Source organism: Lachnospira sp. CLA-JM-H23, assembly GCF_040096425.1.
Lineage (GTDB): Bacteria > Bacillota > Clostridia > Lachnospirales > Lachnospiraceae > Lachnospira > Lachnospira rogosae.
Genome location: NZ_JBBMET010000003.1, coordinates 143085 through 166803 on the forward strand (window position 1 = coordinate 143085; position 23719 = coordinate 166803).

18 protein-coding genes are annotated in these 23719 nt (G+C 36.0%); 16 read left to right on the forward strand and 2 right to left on the reverse strand.

All coding sequences use genetic code 11. From position 1 onward, the window contains the following. The first annotated feature begins 73 nt into the window (after positions 1–73). The 7 genes from WMO42_RS05245 to WMO42_RS05275 all read left to right on the forward strand — a co-directional run bounded on the left by WMO42_RS05245 (position 74) and on the right by WMO42_RS05275 (position 8321). Positions 74–1831: an ABC transporter ATP-binding protein gene (locus WMO42_RS05245; RefSeq protein WP_349191745.1), complete on the forward strand. Its 1758-nt coding sequence runs from the start codon at positions 74–76 to the stop codon at positions 1829–1831. Beyond that, positions 1806–3575, forward strand: a complete 1770-nt coding sequence (locus WMO42_RS05250; protein ID WP_349191746.1) for an ABC transporter ATP-binding protein — start codon at positions 1806–1808, stop codon at positions 3573–3575. Before WMO42_RS05245 ends, WMO42_RS05250 begins: the two co-directional genes overlap by 26 nt. Positions 3576–3726: 151 nt before the next feature. After that, positions 3727–4785, forward strand: coding sequence for an FUSC family protein (locus tag WMO42_RS05255; protein WP_055173951.1), 1059 nt, complete (start codon positions 3727–3729; stop codon positions 4783–4785). A 113-nt stretch (positions 4786–4898) separates the two neighbouring features. Further along, entirely contained in the window at positions 4899–5447 is a 549-nt protein-coding gene (locus WMO42_RS05260; RefSeq protein ID WP_022501604.1) for a histidine phosphatase family protein, read from the forward strand. Between the two features lie 26 nt (positions 5448–5473). Continuing rightward, positions 5474–6880: a hypothetical protein gene (locus WMO42_RS05265; protein WP_022501603.1), complete on the forward strand. Its 1407-nt coding sequence runs from the start codon at positions 5474–5476 to the stop codon at positions 6878–6880. 300 nt (positions 6881–7180) lie between these two features. Further along, positions 7181–7759 (forward strand): hypothetical protein, encoded by a 579-nt coding sequence (locus tag WMO42_RS05270; RefSeq protein ID WP_349191747.1) that lies wholly within the window; start codon positions 7181–7183, stop codon positions 7757–7759. Beyond that, positions 7725–8321: a hypothetical protein gene (locus tag WMO42_RS05275; protein ID WP_349191749.1), complete on the forward strand. Its 597-nt coding sequence runs from the start codon at positions 7725–7727 to the stop codon at positions 8319–8321. Before WMO42_RS05270 ends, WMO42_RS05275 begins: the two co-directional genes overlap by 35 nt. 121 nt (positions 8322–8442) lie before the next feature. Here the strand turns inward: WMO42_RS05275 and WMO42_RS05280 are convergent, their stop codons facing one another. Next, complete coding sequence (locus WMO42_RS05280; RefSeq protein WP_022204188.1) at positions 8443–8685, reverse strand: helix-turn-helix transcriptional regulator; 243 nt, start codon at positions 8683–8685, stop codon at positions 8443–8445. Between the two features lie 209 nt (positions 8686–8894). On the opposite strand from WMO42_RS05280, the gene WMO42_RS05285 reads away from it, so the two are divergent. The 8 genes from WMO42_RS05285 to WMO42_RS05320 all read left to right on the forward strand — a co-directional run bounded on the left by WMO42_RS05285 (position 8895) and on the right by WMO42_RS05320 (position 18978). Further along, on the forward strand, positions 8895–10070 hold the full coding sequence (locus WMO42_RS05285; RefSeq protein ID WP_022501600.1) for an SPFH domain-containing protein: 1176 nt from the start codon (positions 8895–8897) through the stop codon (positions 10068–10070). Further along, entirely contained in the window at positions 10067–10642 is a 576-nt protein-coding gene (locus tag WMO42_RS05290; protein WP_349191750.1) for a hypothetical protein, read from the forward strand. Before WMO42_RS05285 ends, WMO42_RS05290 begins: the two co-directional genes overlap by 4 nt. 4 nt (positions 10643–10646) lie before the next feature. Further along, a complete protein-coding gene (locus WMO42_RS05295; protein WP_349191751.1) occupies positions 10647–11759 on the forward strand; it encodes a hypothetical protein in 1113 nt (370 codons plus the stop codon). A 375-nt stretch (positions 11760–12134) separates the two neighbouring features. Beyond that, positions 12135–14054 (forward strand): hypothetical protein, encoded by a 1920-nt coding sequence (locus tag WMO42_RS05300; protein WP_349191752.1) that lies wholly within the window; start codon positions 12135–12137, stop codon positions 14052–14054. 115 nt (positions 14055–14169) lie between these two features. Next, positions 14170–15015 carry a hemerythrin family protein gene (locus WMO42_RS05305; protein ID WP_349191754.1) on the forward strand — a complete coding sequence of 282 codons (846 nt, stop codon included), beginning with the start codon at positions 14170–14172 and terminating at the stop codon, positions 15013–15015. Positions 15016–15161: 146 nt separating this feature from the next. Beyond that, positions 15162–16322 carry an aromatic amino acid transport family protein gene (locus tag WMO42_RS05310; protein ID WP_055173957.1) on the forward strand — a complete coding sequence of 387 codons (1161 nt, stop codon included), beginning with the start codon at positions 15162–15164 and terminating at the stop codon, positions 16320–16322. Positions 16323–16383: 61 nt separating this feature from the next. Next, positions 16384–17403 (forward strand): metallophosphoesterase, encoded by a 1020-nt coding sequence (locus WMO42_RS05315; protein WP_022501594.1) that lies wholly within the window; start codon positions 16384–16386, stop codon positions 17401–17403. Between the two features lie 96 nt (positions 17404–17499). Further along, complete coding sequence (locus WMO42_RS05320; protein ID WP_022501593.1) at positions 17500–18978, forward strand: DUF1846 domain-containing protein; 1479 nt, start codon at positions 17500–17502, stop codon at positions 18976–18978. 185 nt (positions 18979–19163) lie between these two features. On the opposite strand, the gene WMO42_RS05325 is transcribed toward WMO42_RS05320, so the two are convergent. Continuing rightward, entirely contained in the window at positions 19164–21356 is a 2193-nt protein-coding gene (locus WMO42_RS05325) for a hypothetical protein (protein ID WP_022501591.1), read from the reverse strand. Between the two features lie 340 nt (positions 21357–21696). Between WMO42_RS05325 and WMO42_RS05330 the strand changes: the two genes are divergently transcribed. Continuing rightward, positions 21697–23676, forward strand: a complete 1980-nt coding sequence (locus tag WMO42_RS05330) for a RecQ family ATP-dependent DNA helicase (protein WP_022501590.1) — start codon at positions 21697–21699, stop codon at positions 23674–23676. Positions 23677–23719 lie beyond the last annotated feature (43 nt).

Genomic DNA, 23719 nt, shown 5'->3' on the forward strand with positions numbered 1-23719 from the left:
ATATTTAATGAAAATAATAAAATTTTGTGCAAGAATAAGTTATAGTTAAATCATAATAAGAGGTGGATAACATATGAATCAGAAGTTTAATCTTAAAACAAATAATTTTATAAAAAATATGCTCAGGTATTCGTATCTGATAATTATGGCACTGCTTCTTAATGCTGTTGTGAATGAGATAATTGTGAGTGCCAATAAGATAATAAGTGTCAACATAGATTATATGCTGTCAGGTGAAGCTGTTGATATTGGCAGTATTATTGAGAAGTTTATATATCTGACATTATCAGGCTTTGTACTTTCCTTTGCAGGAAGCAGGCTTTCGCTTAAATATGCGGTAAGGGTTATTAATTCATACAGAAAACAGATAAGCTGCAAGTTATACCGGATAGATTATTCATATTATGATAATGCAGGTACAGCAACAATAATTAATAAGGTGAATTCTGATATAGCAGAAGCCGAAAACTTTCTGACAGAGCATTTTGCAACAATTATAACAAATATTACGGCAGCACTTATATATGCCAATTATGTGCGAAGGATAAATGTAGTGCTTTTTGTTGCAGTTGTTGTGAGTTATCCACTTGTAATATGGCTGTCAAATATTCTTGTGAAGAAAATGCGTGATGTGTCAAAGGTATATCGTTTAAAGGTTGATGCAATGCTTGGGATTGATCATGAAGCTATAATGGGGTATCAGATAATAAAAGCCTTTGGATTACAGAAGTATTTTGAAAACAGAATGCATAGGGCGTCAGAGGAGCTTGTGGAAACAGAGCAGATAAGAACAGGTATAAGCAATACGGCGATAGTTATAAGAAGACTCATACAATGGATTCCTTCTATATTATGTGCATTTTTAAGCATATGGCTTGTAAGAAATGGACAGCTTACAGTTGGAGAGCTTGTTGGTTTTGTCGTTATTCTGGAAAAGTTTGTTGAGTCGATTATAGGAATTCCGTTTGCCATAGTTGATGCAACAGGCTGTATGGTGTGTATAGGAAGGCTTGAAGGAATACTTTCGGCTAAAGATGAGCATTTTGGGGACAAGACTTACAAGGCAACGAATATAGCTAATAGCGTATCTGATAAGAGCAACTTAGACGTAGATTACGTTATAGAATTTGACAATATAAAGTTTGCATATAAAGAGGGCGAAAATGTTCTTAATGATGTCAGCTTTAAGATTAAAAATGGCGAAAATATAGCAATAGTCGGAAGCTCAGGTGGTGGAAAGACTACTATTTTTAGACTGTTATGCGGCTTATATCATGCCAGTGCCGGAACATATAAGCTGTACGGGATGGATATTAATGAATGGAATATTGAAAGCGCAAGAGAGAATATGGCGCTTGTTTCACAGAATACATTTTTATTTCCAGGAACTATTGAGGAAAATATCAGGTATGGAAATATTAATGCAACTCACGATGAAGTTGTTAATGCATGTAAGGATGCAAGAATTCACGACTTCATAGAAGGACTTGCTGACGGATATGAAACTGTGATAAGTGAGGGTGGAAGCCAGCTTTCAGGTGGTCAGAGGCAGCGTATTGCTATAGCAAGGGCAATATTAAAAAATACGCCAATTCTGTTGTTAGATGAGCCTACATCTGCTATTGATGAGGGAACAGAGCAGCTTATACAGGATGCTCTTGACAGGTTGTGCAAAGGGAAAACTAGCATAACGATCGCACACAGATTGTCTACAATAAAAGATGCTGACGGAATAATTGTACTTCAGCATGGAAGGATAGTTGAAACTGGAACTCATAAACAGTTGCTTGATATGGGAGGAGTATATGCAGGAATGTATGCAGAAGGATAATAATAAGAAGAATTCCGGAATATGGCAGTTATTCTTACGGACTATGAGAACTATGGGAAAAAGACGTTTTATGTATTATGGTTCAATATTAGGGATGAGTATAACATTTGCAATGTTTTCAGTTATGGAAGCATTTCTTATGAAGATAGTTGTTGACATAGCACAGAAAGGTGAGTGGGACAGGCTTATAAGTTCTGTCGTAATAATAGTCATAACAGGTGTGATAGTGTTGTTAGGATATAGATTTGCCTGCATAAGATATAACGTGGAAGCAAAGCGAATATATGGAAAGCTGTACGAACAGGTGTTAAGTCACGAAATGAAGCTGCCTTGTGAATATTATGAAAATCACCATAGCGGGGAAATGTTATCAAAAGTATCATTTGACCTTGGACGAATGGGAGATATATTTGGCTCAAGATTCAGAAGAGTAGTTATGCCATTTATAATGGTAGTTGTATTCTTAGTGCCTATGTTTGCACTCAGCTGGCAGCTTACACTTTGTCTTGTGGCTGTGAATACAGTGCTGATAGGAGTTACGATGGTTCTGACTGGACCGCTTAAAAGCTTAAGTAAGAAAATGTCTGAGTCAAACAGCATAATGACAAAGCATATAACAGATCTTATTCAGGGAATTATACAGGTAAGGATGTTTCCGGCAGGAGGAAAAACAGTTGACAGATATAATGAAGAGGCAGATGTGTATGCTGTAAAGTCTGATAAAAGAAATATGTTTTCATCTTTGCTTGAATGTGCTAATACAGGCTTTGACCTTATATGTAATCTTGTATTTCTGGCACTTGGAATATTATTCGTGCAGAAGGGCTATACAACACTTGGTGCTATTGCGGCGATATATACAATGTATGGACGTTTTTCAAGACAATTCCTGCAAATGGGAAAGTATATTCCGGAGCTTATTGCGTATCTGACATATGCACAGAATATATTTGATTTTCTTGATGAGGAAACAGAGGATAAAAGTAAAAAATTGAATAAATCGGACATTCTAAATCATAAAGATATAAATGAGGATGTTGTAATTAATGAAATAAACAACTTTTGCGGTCATAATACAATTTTAAATAATGCTGATTATTCAGTTAAGATAAGTGATTTAACATTTTCATATATAAAAGATGAAAATAATGCACCGATTGTAGTTCTTGATAATTATAATGAAAGAATAAAGTCAGGCGAGTTCGTGGCAGTTACAGGTGCTTCAGGTTCTGGAAAGACAACACTTTCTAAGCTTCTTATGGGATTTTATAAGCCGGACAGTGGAATGATTGAAGTGTGCGGCAATAATCTTGATGATATAAGTCTGGCGGCTGGCAGAAGCTTTTTTGCACTTGTTCCACAGGATGCAATACTTTTTAATATGAGTATAATGGATAATATAAGAATGGGAAGGCTTGATGCCACGGAAGCTGAGATTATTAAAGCTGCAAAGATGGCTAATGCTCACCAGTTTATAATAGAATTTACAGATGGTTATGACACAGTTGTTGGTGAAAAGGGGATGTCTGTATCAGGTGGTCAAAGACAGCGTATAGCCATAGCAAGGGCAATCCTTAAAAATGCTCCGATAATGCTTATGGATGAGGCAACCTCCGCACTTGATAATGAGTCGGAGCGTGCAGTAAACGAAACATTACAGAACTTAAAGGGGAGAATGACAATTATAATGATTGCACACAGGACATCAACAATACAGATGGCAGACAGGGTTATAAGTTTATAATTGACAATAACAACGAATAGTGTTATATTACTCCACCCTATCATCTTATTTCATCATCATTAAAATTATAAAAAGAAGATGATTATTGAGTACAAATCATATGAAATGTAACTCAATAAATATATGGGGATGAAAGGATCAGAGTGGTTTTATGACATTTTATCAGGAATTACAGTTAAGTTCTGCAGGCTCTAAACAGCTTATTAAGAACACAAAAGATGCTAAAGAGAAAAGAAAACATATATTAATATATAATTTCAAGGTTTACCTTGTTATGGTATTCTGTGTAGCAGTTGTTACAATATTCAGTAAGCTTCTAGGCAGTGCTAACAGTGTGGTAGGTGTTACAGTACTTCTTGCAGTGCTTGTGTTAAGACAGGCGGACTTTGGAATAAAGACATCACATGGACTTTTGTCAATTATGGGAATATATGCTATATTGATAGCAGGACCAAGGCTTAGTAATATGGTGCCACCATTTGCAGCATTTCTTATTAATATAGTATGTATAATGCTTCTTATGATAATGGGCTGTCATAATGTAATTATGTATAATCATTCGACATTTGTGCTTGGTTATCTGTTATTACAGGGGTATGACGTTACAGGACAGGACTATGTGTTAAGGGTTATCGGACTTCTTTGTGGTATGGTAATTTGTATGATTATCTTTTATAAGAACCAGAAGAACAGACCATATCGAAGAACATTCCAGGATTTATTCTATGAATTCAATATTAATTCGGCAAGAAACAGATGGTATATCAAGCTTACATTTATAGTATCAAGTGCAATGCTTGTGATGAATCTGCTTAATATGCCAAGAGCAATGTGGATAGGTATAGCGTGCATGTCAGTGTGCCTGCCATTTTCAAAGGATATAGAAGGACGGGCAGGCAAGAGAGGTGCATTTAACATTGTTGGATGTCTGATTTTTTCAATTATGTATATTGTGCTTCCAAAGTCGATGTATCCTTATATCGGTATGATAGGTGGAATAGGTGTCGGATATTCAGCTGGTTATTCGTGGCAGACAGTGTTTAATACATTTGGCGCACTTTCAATAGCGGCGGAATTGTTCGGACTTAAATATGCTGTTTTACTTAGAATAGGTGTAAATGTAGTAGGAGCGGCGTATACATTGTTATGTGACAGGTTGATAGATAAGATATATGCTGCCTGCACAGGCAGGAAAGTCGAAACAGCGTAACATACATAATTCAGATTGAGCTGTAACACATTGTTAATACTGGAGATGAGGTGTTATAATATAAGAATAACATCTCGTCGAAATACTACTTCATAAGATAAGGAGAGAGTACAATGTTATACATAATGAGGCACGGCAGGACTGATTGGAATGAGAGAAATAAACTGCAGGGGAGAACAGATATTCCACTCAATGCAGCTGGAAGAAAGATGGCGGAAGAGGCAGCAGCGGTTTATAAAAATGTGCCGCTTGATGTATGCTATTGTTCTCCATTGGCAAGAGCAAGACAGACGGCAGAGATATTTTTAAAAAACCGCAATATTCCGATTATAACAGATGACAGGCTTGTTGAGATGAGCTTTGGAATATATGAAGGAACAGAACAGTCAGCAAGGGCTTTAGATTGTCCGATTAATATATTATTTAAAGAACCAGAAAAGTATAAGGCAGTTGAAGGTGGGGAAAGCATTGAGAAGTTATTTGAAAGAACAGGTGACTTTCTTAGAAATGTAGTGGAACCACAGCTTGAGGATGGAAAGAATATTGTAATAATCGGACATGGTGCAATGAATTCAGGAATAATATGCCAGGTCAGGGGTTTAAGCACAGAACATTTTTGGGATGCAGGAATTAATCAGTGTGAATTACTGCAATTAAAGTAGTGTGTACACAAGGAGTGAATATACATTTGTACGAAGATGTTAAGAATATAATAAGTGAATTAAGAAGCAGACATACAGGTTATACGGATTTCCCAATGGAACTGAAAAGGCAGGTGTATTCAATTATATGTAAGCAGCTTGCGAGCAAAGATAACACTTATACTCAGACACAGCTTCTTGAATATCTGGGGCTTCCTAAGGACGTCTTTAAGGAGAAGTATTGGAATATGTATTCACCTGATATGAAGCTTAGACAGCAGGTTTACCATAATCTGCATATACCACTTAATTATGCTGAGGTTGAGTGTAATGAGATATACCGTGGAATGCTGCATTATATTATAAGTCAGGCAGACCAGAGGACGGATACATTTTTCGATATGTTCGGCAAAATGGGACTTGTTCCGCTGTTTTGTGCAAATGGATATTCTAACAGAATTGTTCTTTTAGCACGCAGGAATTATCACCAGCTTGTGCAGTTTCAGAATGCATTGAAAAAACCAGTTAAAGTATACAAGCACATCAAAGCATTTACTAAGACAATAGAAGTGATGGGTATCGAGAAGCAGAAGGAAGTGCTGATATCCAAGATTAACCAGTGGCTTGCACTGTTTAGTGTATATCAGGACTGGAGTGCAACAGGTTATGATGAATACACGCTTGCGGCAAGGTATTTTATGTGCAATTGTCTGCGGACTGAATACTGGCTTGATTCTAAGCTTGAGAAGACTTATTCATATAAAGACGGAAAGCTTGTTGTAGACGATATATCTTCATATCTTGATGATACGAAAATGTCCAGAAGCAGGATAAAGCAGTTATGTGGATTAAGCAAAGAGGATTTCTGCAAATTTGCTGATATGTATGTAAAGAAAATACATTTGCATCTTATAGAAGCTGATTATCTTAATATAGAAAGCATCTCCACAAGCATAGTTAAGCAGGGGCTTGATTTTCAATTTGACAGGCAGTTTCTTTATATAGATATGCCAAAATATATAAGGGAATATAAAAGATTTGAGTTTAGTGGTGCTCATATGATGGATATACTTAAGGTTCTTAAGACCTACCGTGGCAACTGGATTATGACTTGGAAGACTTATGTTGAGAACCAGAATGAGAATAGCCCTTATTACAGGCTTTCAAGCAAAGAAGCTGACTATGAGAATGATGTAACACTTGAAGTTATATATAGGGAAATGCTCAATATGCACAATGTTAAACCATTATATGTCTATGTATATCGTGATAAAGACAGAAACAGACCACAGAGCATAGCGTTTATAACGGATATAGATTGCAGTGAGGCAGACGACAGGGCATTTATGGACAAATACGATGTTGGGTTTCGTGATGGCGGACATATAAGGAAAATGACAATGCCTGAATTTATAGACAAATTTATAAGAAATTCCCATTGGAAAATGTTCTGATAGTGAATTTATGCGATGAAGAATTTTTTTGAAATTGCAGATACAGTAAAATAGCATATTTTAAAGATTAAAAAAAGCGGCTTGGAAAATCAAGCCGCTTTTTATTATGCTTCAATTGTCGATAGGAAAGAGAGTTCCTAAAGACAAGATAAAGGCTGTATAGCTCATAATCAATTTAAGTATCTGTTATAACAGGTAAGAATGGAGGATAGTGTGAAAAATAAGATTTTTCACACGCAGGATTTGTGCTTCGCACAAACTTGAGATGCGCTTAGAAGCAGCGCAAGAATGGAGGACATTATGATAGTTAAATTAAACAATGGAGCAGTAAGAGAGATTAAAAAGGCAGAACCAATAGTTGAAAAAAGATTTACATTTAATGGAGATGCACTGCGTATGGTAGCAAAGGCAAATAGCAGCAAAGAAGATATAACAGGTATTCTGTTTAAGTTAAAAGATGGCAGAAATGATGATATATCGGTATTTGCAGTAAATGAAGATGCTGTATTGGTCGGAAATCTTCAGTATAGTGAGGTGCAGAGAATTCTGGATATGCTTGTTACTAAAGGCTATGTAGATATTTCAGTGTATGACTATCAGCCAAAGACTTCTATTATTGCAGATACAGTATTTGATGAGGGAAAGTCCAAGCCTTATTGCCTTGACGGTTTTCAGGCAACAACCAATATGGTTATACCTGGCATAGGTAATAATTTCTGTCTGACAACGGCTGACGTATTCAACACTATGGGTCGTGTCTGTGGACCAGCTGCAGATAATAATACTGAGGAGTTGATAGGCGGAAAGCCATCACATTCAGGAGAATATGACGAGGATATGCAAGATGATTTATCAGATGATGAATGGAAGGATTTCTAAGAGAACACTCACTAAGATGATAAAGGCATATTATATGTGTGCACAGAATGGCGTTGTATACAAAGGTTACACAGAATGGACAGGCGATAAATTATCATATGTAAGAAAATATATCTTATGTAAATGTGCTGATAGAAGAATTGACAGTAAAAATATTGATGAAGGCTGCGGTACAGATGAACTTGATATTGTGTGGTTGAATGACAGTCTGTTACTAATAGCTGAAAAAGATGCAGTAGTGCAGGGCAGAACGCTTAACAGGGCATTTTACAGACTTCCAGTTAATAATGAAACAGATAAAAAATCAGCAGATGTTAAAAATACAGTTCACAATAAAATAAGTAATAACGATTTGGAAAGTTTAAAGCCTGAGAGAATATTTGCAGGAAATCTTGTAGTACTAAAGATAGAAAGCACATCAGATGGCAGTAATGAACTTGTAGATATTATAGATGAGGATATAGAATTTATAGAAAGTGTGTTAAGACCAATAGAGCGTATATATGCCGGTGTTGTGTATCTAAAGAAGGAGAAAGATTTAGGACAGAAGAGCGTGGATTAAGGTACGAAGACAGAGTGCAGACAAAGCTTGGAAACAGAGCACGCTCCATTATTAAGGCAGAGTGTTACTGTACAAAAAAGTGAGAACAATCCACATATATAATCATATAGTAGAATTGTTCTCACTCTGTTTTAAAAAATTCATTGAAATCGCACTCAAATATTTTGGTAAGGGCGACAAGCATATCAACTGTAGGGTTGTTGTAGCCATTTTCTACTTTACTGAAAATGCCGGTTGTTACATTGACATTTTCAAGCTGGAGCTTGGCAATAACCTCAGTTGCTTTCAGTCCACGTTCCTTGCGGAGTCTTCTTATATTATTTCCAACAAGTGGATTTAAGTGCTGGTTAATTCGTTCTGACATATAGCTCCAATCCTCAGGTACTAAATATAGGTAAATAATGGTGGATTTATAAAATCCATATATTAATATGGCTGGAAATTTATTAACACACATTAAAAATTGTATCCAATAAGGAAGAAAAAAGTATCCAAAATAGAAGAAAATAGTATCCAAAATGGAAGTTATGTGCTATACTTAGCAAAAAGTACGTATTTTACAGGAGAAAATAAATGGCAATACAGGAAGTTATTAAATATGAAGGTGATAATGACATTCTTATATATAAGCATCCTGCGGAGGATTTTAATACATTATCACAGCTTATTGTACACGAGTCACAGGAAGCAGTTTTTTTCAGTGATGGACAGGCATTAGATAGTTTCAAGGCTGGACGTTACACATTGGAAACTAAGAATATTCCATTAATTTCAAAGCTTAGAAATCTTGTTACAGGTGGAGTATCTCCATTTCACACAGAAGTATACTTCATTAATCTTGCAACAATGATGGATATACCTTGGGGAACACCAAGCCAGGTTACAGTAAAAGACCCTAATTATGGCTATAGTTATAGTGCAGGAGCAAGTGGTTCATTTGGGCTTAAGATAATTGATGGACGAAAGCTTCTGATTAATCTTGTTGGAACAGAACAGGAAATGTCTACAGCAAATATCCAGAAATATTTTAAGGATTTGATAGTTACAAGGGTTAAGAATTGTATAGCAGTGGAACTTAGCAGGTACAGCTACAATGAATTTAACCAGCATTTGAATGATATTTCTGAAAATGTTGCTGGGCTTATAAGAGATGATATAGCAGAATATGGAATTCAAATTCTTAATTTTTTCTTATCAGCGGTTAATATTAATGAAGATGATTTAATTGAGTTAAAGAATCTGGATAATAGTATGGCACAGAAGCGTTTTGAAGCTATGGGTAACAGGGATGCGGCTGTTATTGAGGCACAGGGACTTGCTAAATCACGAGAGATACAAGGCTACAACTGGCAGCAGGAACAGCAGTTTAATGTCAGCAAGGCATTTGCAGAAAATGAGGGTTTTGCAGGCAATCCAGCTAATATGATGGCACAGATTCCACTTGCATTTTCAATGGGCGATATGCTTAAAGGAAATATGGAAGCGGCAGTAAATGCCAATAACACAATGCAGAATTCAGCAATGAATATGCAGGGTGGCACAATGGGCGTACAGGGTGATTCAATGAATACGCAGGGTGCTTCGCTGGTGTGCAGTAAATGTAACAGCCCACTTCCACAGGGGGCTAAGTTTTGTATGAATTGTGGTGAGAAGGTCACTCCTAAAGAAGTGTATTGTCAGGAATGTGGAGCAGTTATGCCAGCTAATGCACAGTTTTGTATGAACTGCGGAACAAGGAGAAATGTATGATGAAATATATATTTTGTATTATTGCATTACTGATACAACCGGTATTTAGCTGGTATGTGTATCACAAGCAGGATAAGAAAAAAGCAGCACTAAAGATGCCAATGCTTTATTACAGTGTGGCATATATGGTAGTCCAGTTATATGTATTTTTTAAATTCTGTTCAAAGTTTCCAGAAAGATACAGCATTTATTCTTATCTTATACAGGCGGCTATACTGTTAGGATTTGTAATATTTGAGATGATTTTGTGGGGAAGCAATAAGTATATAGAAGATGTAGACAATAAAGAGAAGCAATCTATACAGGATTTTAAAGAATTAATTAAAGATTTGGAAATATGCAGGGTTAATATACAGGATACAGCCAATAAAGCGAATATAGACAAGCTTTACGAGAGAATGAGATATGAAAATCCTGTGAGTTCTCCAAAGGCTATAGAGGAGAATTTAAGAATTAAAGGGTTGATAGCTGAGTTAGCTGATATTACAGATAATACTTTATTTGAAGCAAAATGTAATGAGATTGTTAAACAGCTTGATATAAGAAAAATAAAGAATACAAAGGAGCAGTAAAGATATGAAGGCGATAAAATGCCCAAATTGCGGAAGTGAACAGGTTAAAGAGTTAACAGAAGAAAAGTATGCTTGTATGGCGTGTGATAATGTGTTTTTAATACATAATCATTCAAAGGAATTCAGAAAGACAGATGAGCATATAAGCAGTATGCATCAAGATTTAAAAGATGATATCAGTAAGCTTATGAATAGCAATAATATAGATCCTGATGCAATAATTGAAAAAGCCGAACAGCATTTAAAGAAAAAAGACTGGGATATAGCCAGTGACCTTTATGATAAAGCAACACAAGAAAATCCTGATAAGTCAAAGGCTTGGTATGGCTTATATAGAGCTCTTACAGGAGATTTTGAAGCTGTTGACAGGTATGCTTTATTCGTATGTGATGGCAATTATTTTGATGATGATGATAAAGAAATGGGAAGTCAGTCATTTTTCTATGGAAATGGTTTTATAAGCAGAGCTTTAGATTGTTCTGATGCCGATAAAACAGGAATAATTGATAATGTAACTGCATTTATTAAGAAATGTGCAGAACATGGTAAAAAAGATATTGAGGACAGCATAAAGGAATTACTTGAAGGCTTTGAGTCAATGAGAAAAGATTTAGATTCACAGAGAGATATTGTAAAGAAAGAAAAGAAGAAGGACAAGACGAAGGCATTTATTCCAGCTATTATTGTGCTTGCACTTTTAGCAGTATGCGTATGGTATTTCTTTGCATCAGGAGACTGGCTTGGCAAGGTATTAGGCGTTGCTGGTGTTGTACTTGTTTTAAAATTCGGTGGTAAATTCATAGGAAGAAGTTTTAGTAACGCTAAAGCTGAGGGCGTTGAATGGGATAATGCTGCCGAACAGCAATTTGCTCCGATAATCGAGGATATGGAATCACAGGTTCAGGCAGTTATGCGTTATTGCATAGATTTAGATAATTACAATATTGTATTAGATAATCTTAAGAATAAGAATAAGTTTATGGAAGGTTATCTTGAAGGTGAGTTTGATGGTATGAAAGATTATGATCAGGTATCAGACAACTCAGAGAAATTTATATTTGATTTATTAGATGGTAAAATGGAAAGATATAATTACTTACTTGATGCAGTCAAATAAAAATTGATATGTCAGAGTAAAGATTAATCCGTTAGGGCAAAGATTAAAGTGGCAGAGTGAAAATCAATCTGTTAAATTAACACATTAAATTTTTAGATTAACACATAAAAAGTCCAGTATATTTAAGCAGTATAGTCAGAAAGCTGACATTACATCTTAAAATATGCTGGGCTTTTTATGTGCCAGTGATGCACACTTGTATGAAGCTGTAGTTTGTCGCAGTTAATTGTACCCGGAGAGGAAATGTGCATTGCACATTCTTTTTTAAATCAATATTGTAAAAAAACAGCCAAAATTATATAATAAATATAACAAACCAAGCACTAATACTATATTAATAATAATGAATGAAAAGTGCGAAGAAACGAGGACAGAATGAAACGAAATAAATATAAGGATTATTTGTGGTATACAGCTATAGCAGTGTTTGTTATATGTGTACTTGAGGGTATATTCTATTACCATAGTGTGGAAAGTCCATTTCTTAAGGTAATGCTTAATATCCAGAATGCGATTAAGGCATACAAGATTGACCCTGATATTGACCAGGCAGATGCACTTGAATATGTTAAGACTGCGGGTGGTGGAGTGTTCACCATTATCCTTACATATGTGTATTGCATAGCAGTTATTATAGCACCTTTATGTACTGTAGGTGCTTTGGCAATACTTGTCCGCAAGCCGGCAAGCTATGTAAGAAGCCTTTTAAGCCAGCGTGGTAAGAAAAGAATTCTTCTTATAGGTGAGGGAACATATAAGAAGCAGTTTATTAGCGGACTTGCAAAGGAATGCCGTATAACTACGATAGAGACAGGTGCAATGACCGAAGAAGCTAAGCTTAAATATATGAATAAAGGCGTAAATTACAGACAGAAGTATGATGATATGTCTATTGAAGATATATTGAAGACAATCGATATAACTAAATATGCAGATATTATTCTTTGTGATGACAATGCGATGGAGAATATTGAATATCTTAAGGTTATAGGAAGTATATGCAACAGCTTGCAGAAGCCCTCAGGAGATAATGCTTCATATAAGCAGATATATTTAAGCTGTAGTGATAACTCAATGAGCCAGCTTATTAAGCAGTATTATGACAGACTTGAGGAGAAGAATTTTGACCTTAATATAATAGATGTCAACAGAATGGCAGTTAATAAAATGTTCAAGGAACATCCTGTATATCAGGTTAATACAGGTGATGATTATGATGTTCATCTTGGTATTATAGGCTTTGGTGAGTTCGGACAGAGTACGCTTATACAGGGGATTAATATGGCAGTGTTAACAGCGGAGTCTGATATATGTATAGATGTATTTGATAAGGATATGAAGTCGATAATCGGTTCATTTATGAAGAATTTCAGTGTAGATGCACTTGATGGTTTAAAGCTTGTAGCTGAAGATGTATTTATAGGTGAGAAAGCAGAATATTATGAGTTAAATTTCCCATTTGAGGAGAATAATGACAGATTTGGAATAGACGGACATATCAAAATAAGATTTTGGGAAACAGATGCTACAACATTACAGTTTAATAAAATATTCAAGAAGTGTAATGCTGATAAGCCTTTTACATATCTTGTAGTTGCTATGGGCGACACACATTCTATGGCTAACACGATTATTGAATTAAAGCAGCTTCTTTATAAGAAGGGCGATAAATGCATTAACATTCCTGTAGTTATAAGAATGAAGGACAGCAACAACATTTCCAAGATATATGATGAGAAGAACTTGTTCACAATTGAACAGAATAGGGATATATTCTCATATGAGTCACTCACAGACCATTATATTGTCGATGAAGCTAAGATGTTTAACCATAGATATAATGTGCTTTATGATGTTATAAATGAATATAAGAAGCAGGGTAAGGTTCTTAACGATGAGTTTATGTTAAAGATAGAAGATGTGTTATCAGAGGAAGCACTTTCGGTTGAGAGCAGTCAGGCAAAGCTTAATGCTGCCTGGCATAAGATGAGCATATTTGACCGTGAATCAAGCATAGCACAGTCGCTTCATCAGGACATTAAGAAATGGCTTGTGTGTGACAAGAAGGCATATACATTTTCTGATAAAGAGGAACTTGAGCGTATAGAGCATAGAAGATGGAATATCTTTATGATTACACACGGCTTTAAATATGAGAAGGCTGACAGGAAAGACTTGTATGCCAGGACACACCCTTGCATATCAAAATGGGAAGTGTTAAAGGTTGAAAAGCCTGATACTTTGGAGTATGATTTTACACCATATTATATATTAAGACATACACAGAATAAGTAATTATTGCTAAAATAGCACAATGACTATTGAGATTGAGTAATATATATAATAGAATGAAATATATAAGCATATTGTTATTTACTTATGTGAATATGTCAGGATTGGAGGAAATATTATGTATAAGTTTACTAAAGACTGTATGACAGGAATTGAGTCAATTGATAAAGAACACGAACAGCTTTTTAAAATAATTAATGAAGCACAGGCATTATTAGAGGAACAGGCTGTTGATGTTAAGACAGTAAAGAGCATTGTGGCACATCTTGTTGATTATGCCGCAGAGCATTTTGCACACGAGGAAGCATATATGGAGTCAATTAATGACCCTGAACTTATGCGACAGAAGAAGGAGCATACAGACTTTGCTAATAAAGTTAAATCAGTGGACTTTGATAATATGACAGATGAGGAGAGCAGGAAGGAATTAGCTGAGCTTGTAAAGTTCCTTGCTAAGTGGCTTTACCACCATATCCTTGGAAGTGATATTATGATTGGAAAGTTAGAGCCTGTTGTTCATAAGACACAGGATTCTAAGAAATCTGAAAATGTCAGCACAGCCAAGAAGGGTATGTTTGAATTTACAGATGAATACAAGACAGATATTGATTTTGTAGATGCAGAGCATAAGAAGTTATTTGAGATTATAGAGCGTACATATGAAGTTATTAATGACTATTATTTACACGATAAGTATGACCATATAGTTTCAATAATTAATGAGTTAAAAGATTATACTAAGCTTCATTTTAAAGATGAGGAGGAGTATATGGAAAAGATAGGATACGAGGGACTAGCAGCTCAGAAGCTTGCACACGAGTCATTTGTTGACAGACTTACAGGGATTAATATGGAAGAAGTTGACGATGGACAGCAGGAGTATCTGTTCGAGCTTATTGATTACCTTCTTGAATGGTTAAAGAACCACATATTAAAGATGGATAAGCAGATTCCAGCAAAGTAGATTGAAAGGGCTGTTGCACCAGACATAATTAATACAGTATGAGTTATTTATAAGCTGTTGCTTATTCGCATATTGTGTGAATTGTGGTTTGTGCAGCAGCCCGTTTAGTTTTAATTAATATTATGAGAATTGCGAGAGGTGAATATATGCCAAAGACGATTAATTCAGAAGCTCAGCTTACAACTTTTGAAGCGATAAGTATGATTATGGGTAACAGCATTGGTACAGGAATTATAGCTGTTCCATATCTGGCAACAAGAAACAGTATGTTAGATGTTGTATGGATGGTGGGACTTGCTTATGTAGTAAATGTTATTCTTCATCTTATCATAGCAGAACTTTCTTTTAACAATGGAGGTGTACAGCTTGTTAAAAGCTTTGAAGGAGAGCTTTTTAAGGGAAGAATGAAGAAAGTATTCAGCTGGATAATGTTTGTTGTATATGGACTTGCCATAATGATAGGTGTCAGTGGCAATATTAATGGTGGTGCACAGATATTTGTTAATTGGTTTCATATGCCGCTGTGGGTGGCACAGCTTATATATTATCTGATTGCAGGAAGTGTAGTGTTTATTGGAATGAAAGCGGTAGGTATCGCACAGAAATATGCAGTAAGTTTTCTTATGGTTATAGTTGTTATTATGACAGCTGGAACATTTACAAGACCACTAAATGTTTTGTATACAGCACCATTTCATATTAATAACCTGCTTGCTTTATATAGTATGGTTGTATTTGCAACATCAGCTAATCAGGCGGTAATACAGGTTGTTAAGGGACTTGATGGCAACCCACATAAGATAAGAAAGTCAATATTTATAGGTTTTGCGTTATCATCAATACTTGTGCTTATCGTTACGCTTACGGTGCTTCTTGGAACTAAGGGAACACTTGATAAGGAATTAGCATATATGCAGTTAGGTGAGAGCATAGGTTCGTGGGCTATGATACTTGCTGGTATATTCTCACTTTTTGCACTGCTTACAACCTTCTGGTCTAATACACTTGCATTAAGAGATGTAGTTCACGAACAGATAGGAATTGGCAACAGAATAAGCTGGGTTATAGCAACTATTCCATGTATATTATTTGCAATATTCGGTGTGAGCAGCTTTATAGTGCTTACAAGAATTATGAGCGGTGTTGTTGTGCTTGTGAGCATAATGCTTGTACTTACCTATGGAAAGTCTAGAAAGAAGGCTGGCAGCAGTCCGATATGTGGTGTTATAGGCACACTCCCATTCCAGATAATTATGGTAATATCGACTATAATATCAGCTGTCGGGGCACTTATACCATTAAGTTAATGAGCAAGACGGTGGTTAAATGTATAACTGTAATAATTAAGAAAATGAAAGGAACATATATATGTATAATTCTCATAATTTTACTAAGATAGATAATGAAACTTTCAATCTTCACATAGATACAGATAAAGATTATAAAATTCTACAACTTACAGACCTTCATCTTGGATTTGGAATATTATCAGGAAAGAAGGATAAGCTTGCACTTAGTGCGGTTACCAAGATTATTAAAAAGAGCAGGCCGGATTTAATTGTTCTTACGGGTGATTCTATATTCCCTTTTTTTCCTAAGTCTGGAACTATGAATAATGGAAGACAGGCAAGAATTCTTACAGCATTTATGGACAGATTTAAAATTCCATATACATTGTGCTTTGGTAACCACGACTGTGAGCTTGGTGCATTTTGTAATAAGGACGAGCTTGCTGATATATTTGCTGAGGGAAAATATTGTATATTCACTAAAGGTAACAGATATATTTACGGAGTGGGGAATTTCTTTATTAATCTTGTTGATGATAATAATAAAGCTGTGCTTCCGCTTGTTATGCTTGACTCTAATATGTATGGTGATGGAGGCTGGTTCTACAGCGGATTTGATTGTATACACAAGGATCAGACTGAATGGTGTATGAATAAGCTAACCAGCCTTAAAAATGAAGATGAGAATATCAAGGCAATGGCTTTTTTCCATATGCCTGTCAGGGAATTTAAGGAAGCTTATGAGCGTATGAAGCTTGGTGATAATGATGTAATATATAAGCACGGAAGTGTTGGCGAGAAGAATGACCATTTTGGAATATCCAGGTTTAAGGGGATATTTTTTAACAGTGCAGTTGATAATGGCGTAATAAAATGGATGTTTTGTGGACACGACCACTTAAATACATTATCACTTGTGTATAAAGGTATACAGCTTACTTATGGAATGTCGATAGATTACCTTGGATACAAGGGTATTGAGAAGCAGTATACACAAAGAGGCGGAACATTAATTACAAGAAAGAAAGACGGAAGTGTGAGTGTTAAAATGGTTCCTTTAACATCAGTAGTATCAACTAAAGTAAGCGGAGTAAAATAATATAAAGTTGATATGTATTTGTGCTGAAATGTATGTTAATATTAATATATTAATAAATAAACGAAGGAATAATTAAAATAATTAATGAGGAGTTTTATGAGAACAGGATTTGACAATGACAAATATTTAAAAATTCAGTCAGAACACATTAAAGAAAGAATTGGTAAGTTTGGTGACAAGCTTTATCTTGAATTTGGAGGCAAATTATTTGATGATTACCACGCTTCAAGAGTGCTTCCGGGATTTCAGCCAGACAGCAAGCTTCAGATGCTTATGCAGCTATCAGATGTTGCTGAGATAGTAATCGTAATAAGTGCAGCTGATATTGAGAAGAATAAAGTCCGTGGAGATTTGGGTATTACTTATGATGTAGACGTGCTTAGATTAATTGGCGAATTTGAGAAGAAGGGTTTATATGTAGGAAGTGTTGTTATCACTAAATTTACAGGACAGAATGCGGCAGTACAGTTCAAGGAAAAGCTTGAAAAGAAGAATATAAAGGTATACCAGCATTATGTTATAGACGGATATCCATCTAATATTCCTATGATTGTAAGTGAAGAAGGTTTTGGAAAGAACGATTACATAGAAACAACAAGACCATTGGTAGTAATTACAGCACCGGGTCCGGGAAGTGGTAAGATGGCTACCTGCCTTTCACAGTTATATCACGAGAATAAGAGAGGAATTAAGGCAGGATATGCTAAATTTGAGACATTTCCAATATGGAATATTCCACTTAAGCACCCTGTCAATCTTGCATATGAGGCGGCTACAGCAGACCTTAATGATGTTAATATGATTGACCCATTCCACCTTGAGGCATATGGAAGTACAGCAGTTAATTATAATCGTGATATAGAGATATATCCTGTTCTTAATGCTATATTAGAGGAAATCTATGGTGAGAATACATATTATAAATCACCTACAGATATGGGTGTTAATATGGCGGGCAATTGTATTATTGATGATGAAGCCTGCTGTGAAGCTTCCAAAATGGAGATTATAAGAAGATATTATGATGCAGTCAACAGAGTGGCAAAGGAAGAAGCTTCTGAGAGCGAAGTATATAAGATTGAGCTTTTAATGAAGCAGGCTAAGATTACAACAGATGACAGAAAGGTTACTGTTGCAGCTAAGAAGAGAGCAGAGGAGCTTGGTGTTGCGTGTGCCGCTATCGAACTTAATGATGGTACAGTTATTACATCTAAGACTACGGATTTTCTTGGAGCGTCCTCAGCACTTATACTTAATGCACTTAAGTATCTTGCAGGAATCAAGCACGATGAGAAGCTTATAAAGCCAGAATATATTGAGCCAATCCAGAAGCTTAAAGTTAAATATCTTGGCGGCAGAAACCCAAGACTTCATAGTGACGAGATTCTTATTGCACTTGCGATGACATCTGTAGCTAATGAGAATGCCAAGAAAGCATTAGAACAGATACCTGATCTTAAGGGCTGTCAGGTACATACATCTGTAATGTTATCAGAGGCAGATACCAAGACTTTTAACAGATTAGGAGTTAATCTTACAAGTGAACCAGTAAGAAGCAGTTCTAAATTATATTAATAAGGCAGGGCATTGATTATGCAGAAAGCATTTATTAACGGAAAGATTATAGACGGAACTAAAGATATGTCTGTTATGAGCGGCAAATGTATTATAACAGCCAATAGCCAATGATATACCAGTTGTGCCTGGCAATGATGTAGGCTGTCGGCTGTATTACAGGAAAATCCGCATATAATTCTAAGTTATATATTAAATATTCTGGCGGCGGCAAGAAGCAGGCTTCCATTACCGGGGAGGTACAAAGGTAAATCTTTGCGAGAGTTCTGCCTGTTGTTGCCGCTTTCTACATAATCATTTTTAGGGGAGTTAATAAGTAACTGTTCTAAGGCAATGTAATCAAGTCCAAGCTTATGAGCCGCCATTGCTATAACAGCAAAATCCCAGCCCCATAATGTAGAATAGTCCCACACATCAATTACCTTCATAAGGGTGTTGCGGTAGATATCTTTATCGACAATATCCTCTGCACCATAGCCGTCAAGCATACCATAGATTTGAAGCATAAGAGGGTGGTCTATAGCTTTATTAGTAAATGTATCAGGGCAGTTACTATGTGCAATGTATACATCGTCATTAATTGGAAGTGGTGCTATATGCATTGCAATATTGTGCCATTGGCTGGCTTCATCAGTAAAACCTAATTCATAAGCCCATTTTGCGGCAATCAAAAGACCATATCTGAAATATGCAAGTTCAAATATAGGATTTCTTGTATCCTCTGGCAGATGACGTTCCTGAACTGGAATTACAGGTGCTTCTATATTGTAAATATCGGACATCGGGTCATATACAAGATAATCAGCTATAAACACGGCGGTTTCTTTTACAAGTATCCAGTATTTGCTCATATATGCCTTAACGTCAAAATCATCAGAGGTATTATTATCAATTACTATTTGTAACATATTGATTATATGTGGCTGCTGCCAGACAAGAAGTGGTGCAATCTTTGACGGGCAGTCCGAACCGGTGTAAGACACCATCTTAGTCCAGCGTGCACCTTTATAGCCGTTGCGTGAAGCATTTTTCTTAGCTTCATCTAATATATCAATATACCAGTCAAAGCTTCGTGTAAGCAGTTCAGGGTGTCCCCATAAAGGAGCCCACGCCATATGCCAGTAGTGCATTTCAAGGTGCGCCTTGCCATACCAGCTATTGCAGGTAAGACCAGTTTCGGCAGGTGGAATATAGCCGCTGTCATTAATCACAAGAAGATACTGCGATAATATTACACGGCGCATAAGCTCTTTATTATCAGAGTTAAGAAACTTTCCAGTTGTCCAGTAGTTGTGCCAGAAATGTCTGCTGTTACCGGCAATTGTGTCGTATGTGGCAGGTGTGTATATTGATTTATTGAAATTAACGGACATATTAAGTTCATCATCAGTAGTTGTAATATTATAGCTGTGTATACCGTTAGATTTAATAGTGGCAGCAGCAGAGTTATTACATTTATTAATAGTAACATTAGAATCAGATGTAATTGTACTATTATTAGCAGTATGCTGTGAGGTGCCAGTTCCATTTATATTAAAATTGACATAGTAAGCGGTATCATCTATCTGCCGGTGTATATGGGAAGCGTTAAGAAAGTTGCTGTGTCCGTCAGTGTTATTCCAGTCTGAACCTGTTATATCACAGGATGCGTATGGAAAGGCAATATTAACGCTAAGTCCGCACTGCAAAAGACCAGAGCTTATATAAAATGCAACGGTGTCAGAATTATCATCGCATACTGTGTATACAGTTACGAGATTATCAATAATAGCATTGGTATTTATATTATCAGCGGCAATATTATTAAGTGTACGAACATTGTTATTACTGTTAACATTAAGCCTGAAACTGCTTTTTAGAATACCAGTTGTTATATCTAATGTCTGATTTATACAATAAATGCTGCCAGCTTTAATAGGTTCGTTATGAAAATAAAGTCCGATTTTTGCAAGATTGAACTTATGAGGGTTCTGTCTTACCCAGTCGTAGGCGGCTTCATTGCCCTCGTATTTTACACGTGGATAAGTGACAGTTCGTTTGCAGTAATTGTATGGTGTCATTCTGACATCGTCTAAAGTATAGAAGCCTTTTTCGTTATCAGCTTTCTTAGTATGCCAGCCCCATTCAGCCATTGTGCAGAGTGGAGTTTCGGCTGAGTATTCCTCATATAAAGTCTGCATACCAGTAATGTCGGCAGTATAGCAGAACCGCCCATTGCCAACTGATAGTGGAGATTGGGGATTAATATCTGTTAAATGTGGATTAAAACTGGCAATTATATCAAGTCTGTTAATAAGTTTATTGTCTGTATTAGTAGTTACAGTGCCCTGTCTGGCATCTGGGCGCTGTGCATTGCAGTATGTATGTGTATTATTCATAGCCACCTCGTATCTGTAAGTTGTATACTCACGAATTAATTAATACAAGTATAGCACATATAATAATTAAATTATGGCAAAATGATATTTGTTAACTTATGAATAACAGATTTATTTATCATTATATGGAATTATGATAGTAATGTTTATTGGAAGTCTGGAGATATAATTGACTGGTGCTTATTGATAATTAATTATTAAGATAGAATAATAGGCGATTATATGTTAATATTAAAGTTATAGTCAGAATGTGTTACGGGCTTTTGCACAGGATTGAATAATAGAGTAATTATTCAGACAGCAGATAATATTGCAATAGATATTAAGAAAGGGATATGTGATGGATTCAAAAGAGGTATTAAAGGAATATTTTGGATATGATTCCTTTAGGGCTGGGCAGGAAGATATTATTAATGCAATCTTAGAAAAGAAAGATGTGCTTGCGATAATGCCGACAGGAGCAGGAAAGTCGCTTTGTTATCAAGTGCCAGCTATGATGCTTTCAGGAATTACAGTAGTAATATCCCCATTGATTTCACTTATGCAGGATCAGGTGAAATCACTTAACGATGTCGGAATTAATGCGGCATATGTCAATTCCACGCTTTCAGAAAGTGAGATAGACGGCACATTAAATATGGTACTTAATGGCATATACAAGATTATATATATTGCACCAGAAAGGCTTGAAAGTGCGAAGTTCTGTGAGTTCTCCAAGCAGGCAGATATATCAATGGTGACGGTTGACGAGGCACATTGTATATCACAGTGGGGACAGGATTTCAGACCAAGCTATGTAAAGATAGTTGATTATATAAACAGCCTTCCAGCAAGACCGGTTGTCAGTGCATTTACAGCGACAGCAACCAATGAAGTAAAGACGGATATAGAGTGTATATTAAGGCTTGATAATCCTAAGGTTGTAATTACTGGCTTTGACAGGAAAAATCTTTACTACAGCGTAGAGCATATAAGCGGCAAGAATAAGGACAGGTATATAAGCAATTATGTTAAAGAGCATATTGATGAGAGTGGAATTATCTACTGCGCAACAAGGAAAAATGTGGACACTTTATATGAAACCTTAAGCAGTATGGGGATAAGTGTCACAAGATACCACGCGGGACTTAGCAATGAAGAAAGAAAAAGAAATCAGGACGATTTCATATATGACAGGTCATTGGTGGTCGTTGCTACTAATGCATTTGGAATGGGAATAGATAAGTCAAATGTAAGATATGTAATTCATTATAATATGCCACAGAGTATGGAGAATTATTATCAGGAGGCAGGAAGAGCTGGCAGAGATGGAGAGGACTCACAGTGTATAATGCTGTTTTCTGCACAGGATGTGATAATAGATAAGTTCCTTCTTGATAAGAAAGAATTTGAAGGCGTTGAATATGAGGATATAGACGTTATTAAACAGCGTGACCTGCATAGATTGTATGTAATGGAGGGGTATTGCAAGACAACGGGCTGTTTAAGAAATTACATACTTAATTATTTTGGAGAAAATGTAACCGGAGTATGTGGTAATTGCGGCAACTGCAATAGTGAATATGAAGAAATTGATATGACAGCGCAGGCAAAATGGGTCATTAACTGTATAGCAGAAACCAAGGGAAGATTTGGACAGGGCATAGTTATAGGAACTCTGCTTGGAGCTGACAGGGCAAGGCTTAAAGAGGTTGGAGCTGTTAATTATAAATCATATGGAAAGCTTGCAGGAATGAAAGAAGCTGAGTTAAGACCGCTTATAGCCCAGCTTATATCAGACGGTTATATAATACAGACACAGGACGAATACAGTGTCCTTAAAATGGGAGATATAACACCTTTAAAGCAGGAAAATGCACATATATATCTAAAGCGTATGAAAGAGTCCGAGGAAGTGAAAAATGCAAAGCTTGTAGGTAAGACAAGAAGCACAGGCAGTTCTTATGAGGCTGGTGATGAAACTTTTCTATCAGGTTCAGGAAAGAAAGGCAGAAAGCAGACAGGCAAAGCAGGTAAAAGAAGCAGTTCATCAACAGGAAAGAAGAGTACAGATTCACTTACAAGTGCAGGTTATGAGTTATTTGAACGCTTAAAGGCATTGCGAATGATAATAGCAAGGGAAGAAGGTATGCCTCCATATATTGTATTTAGTGATAAGACACTTATAGATATGTGTGAGAAGCTTCCTTTAAATGCAGAAGCAATGCTTGAGGTATCAGGTGTAGGACAGAATAAACTGATGAAATATGGACAGAGATTTGTAAATGAGATAGATACATTTGTTAAAGAACATAAAGGAATGGCAGCAACAATTAATTAGAAAAAGTGTGCATAGGCACAGTCAGGTTATATAGAATAGTGCA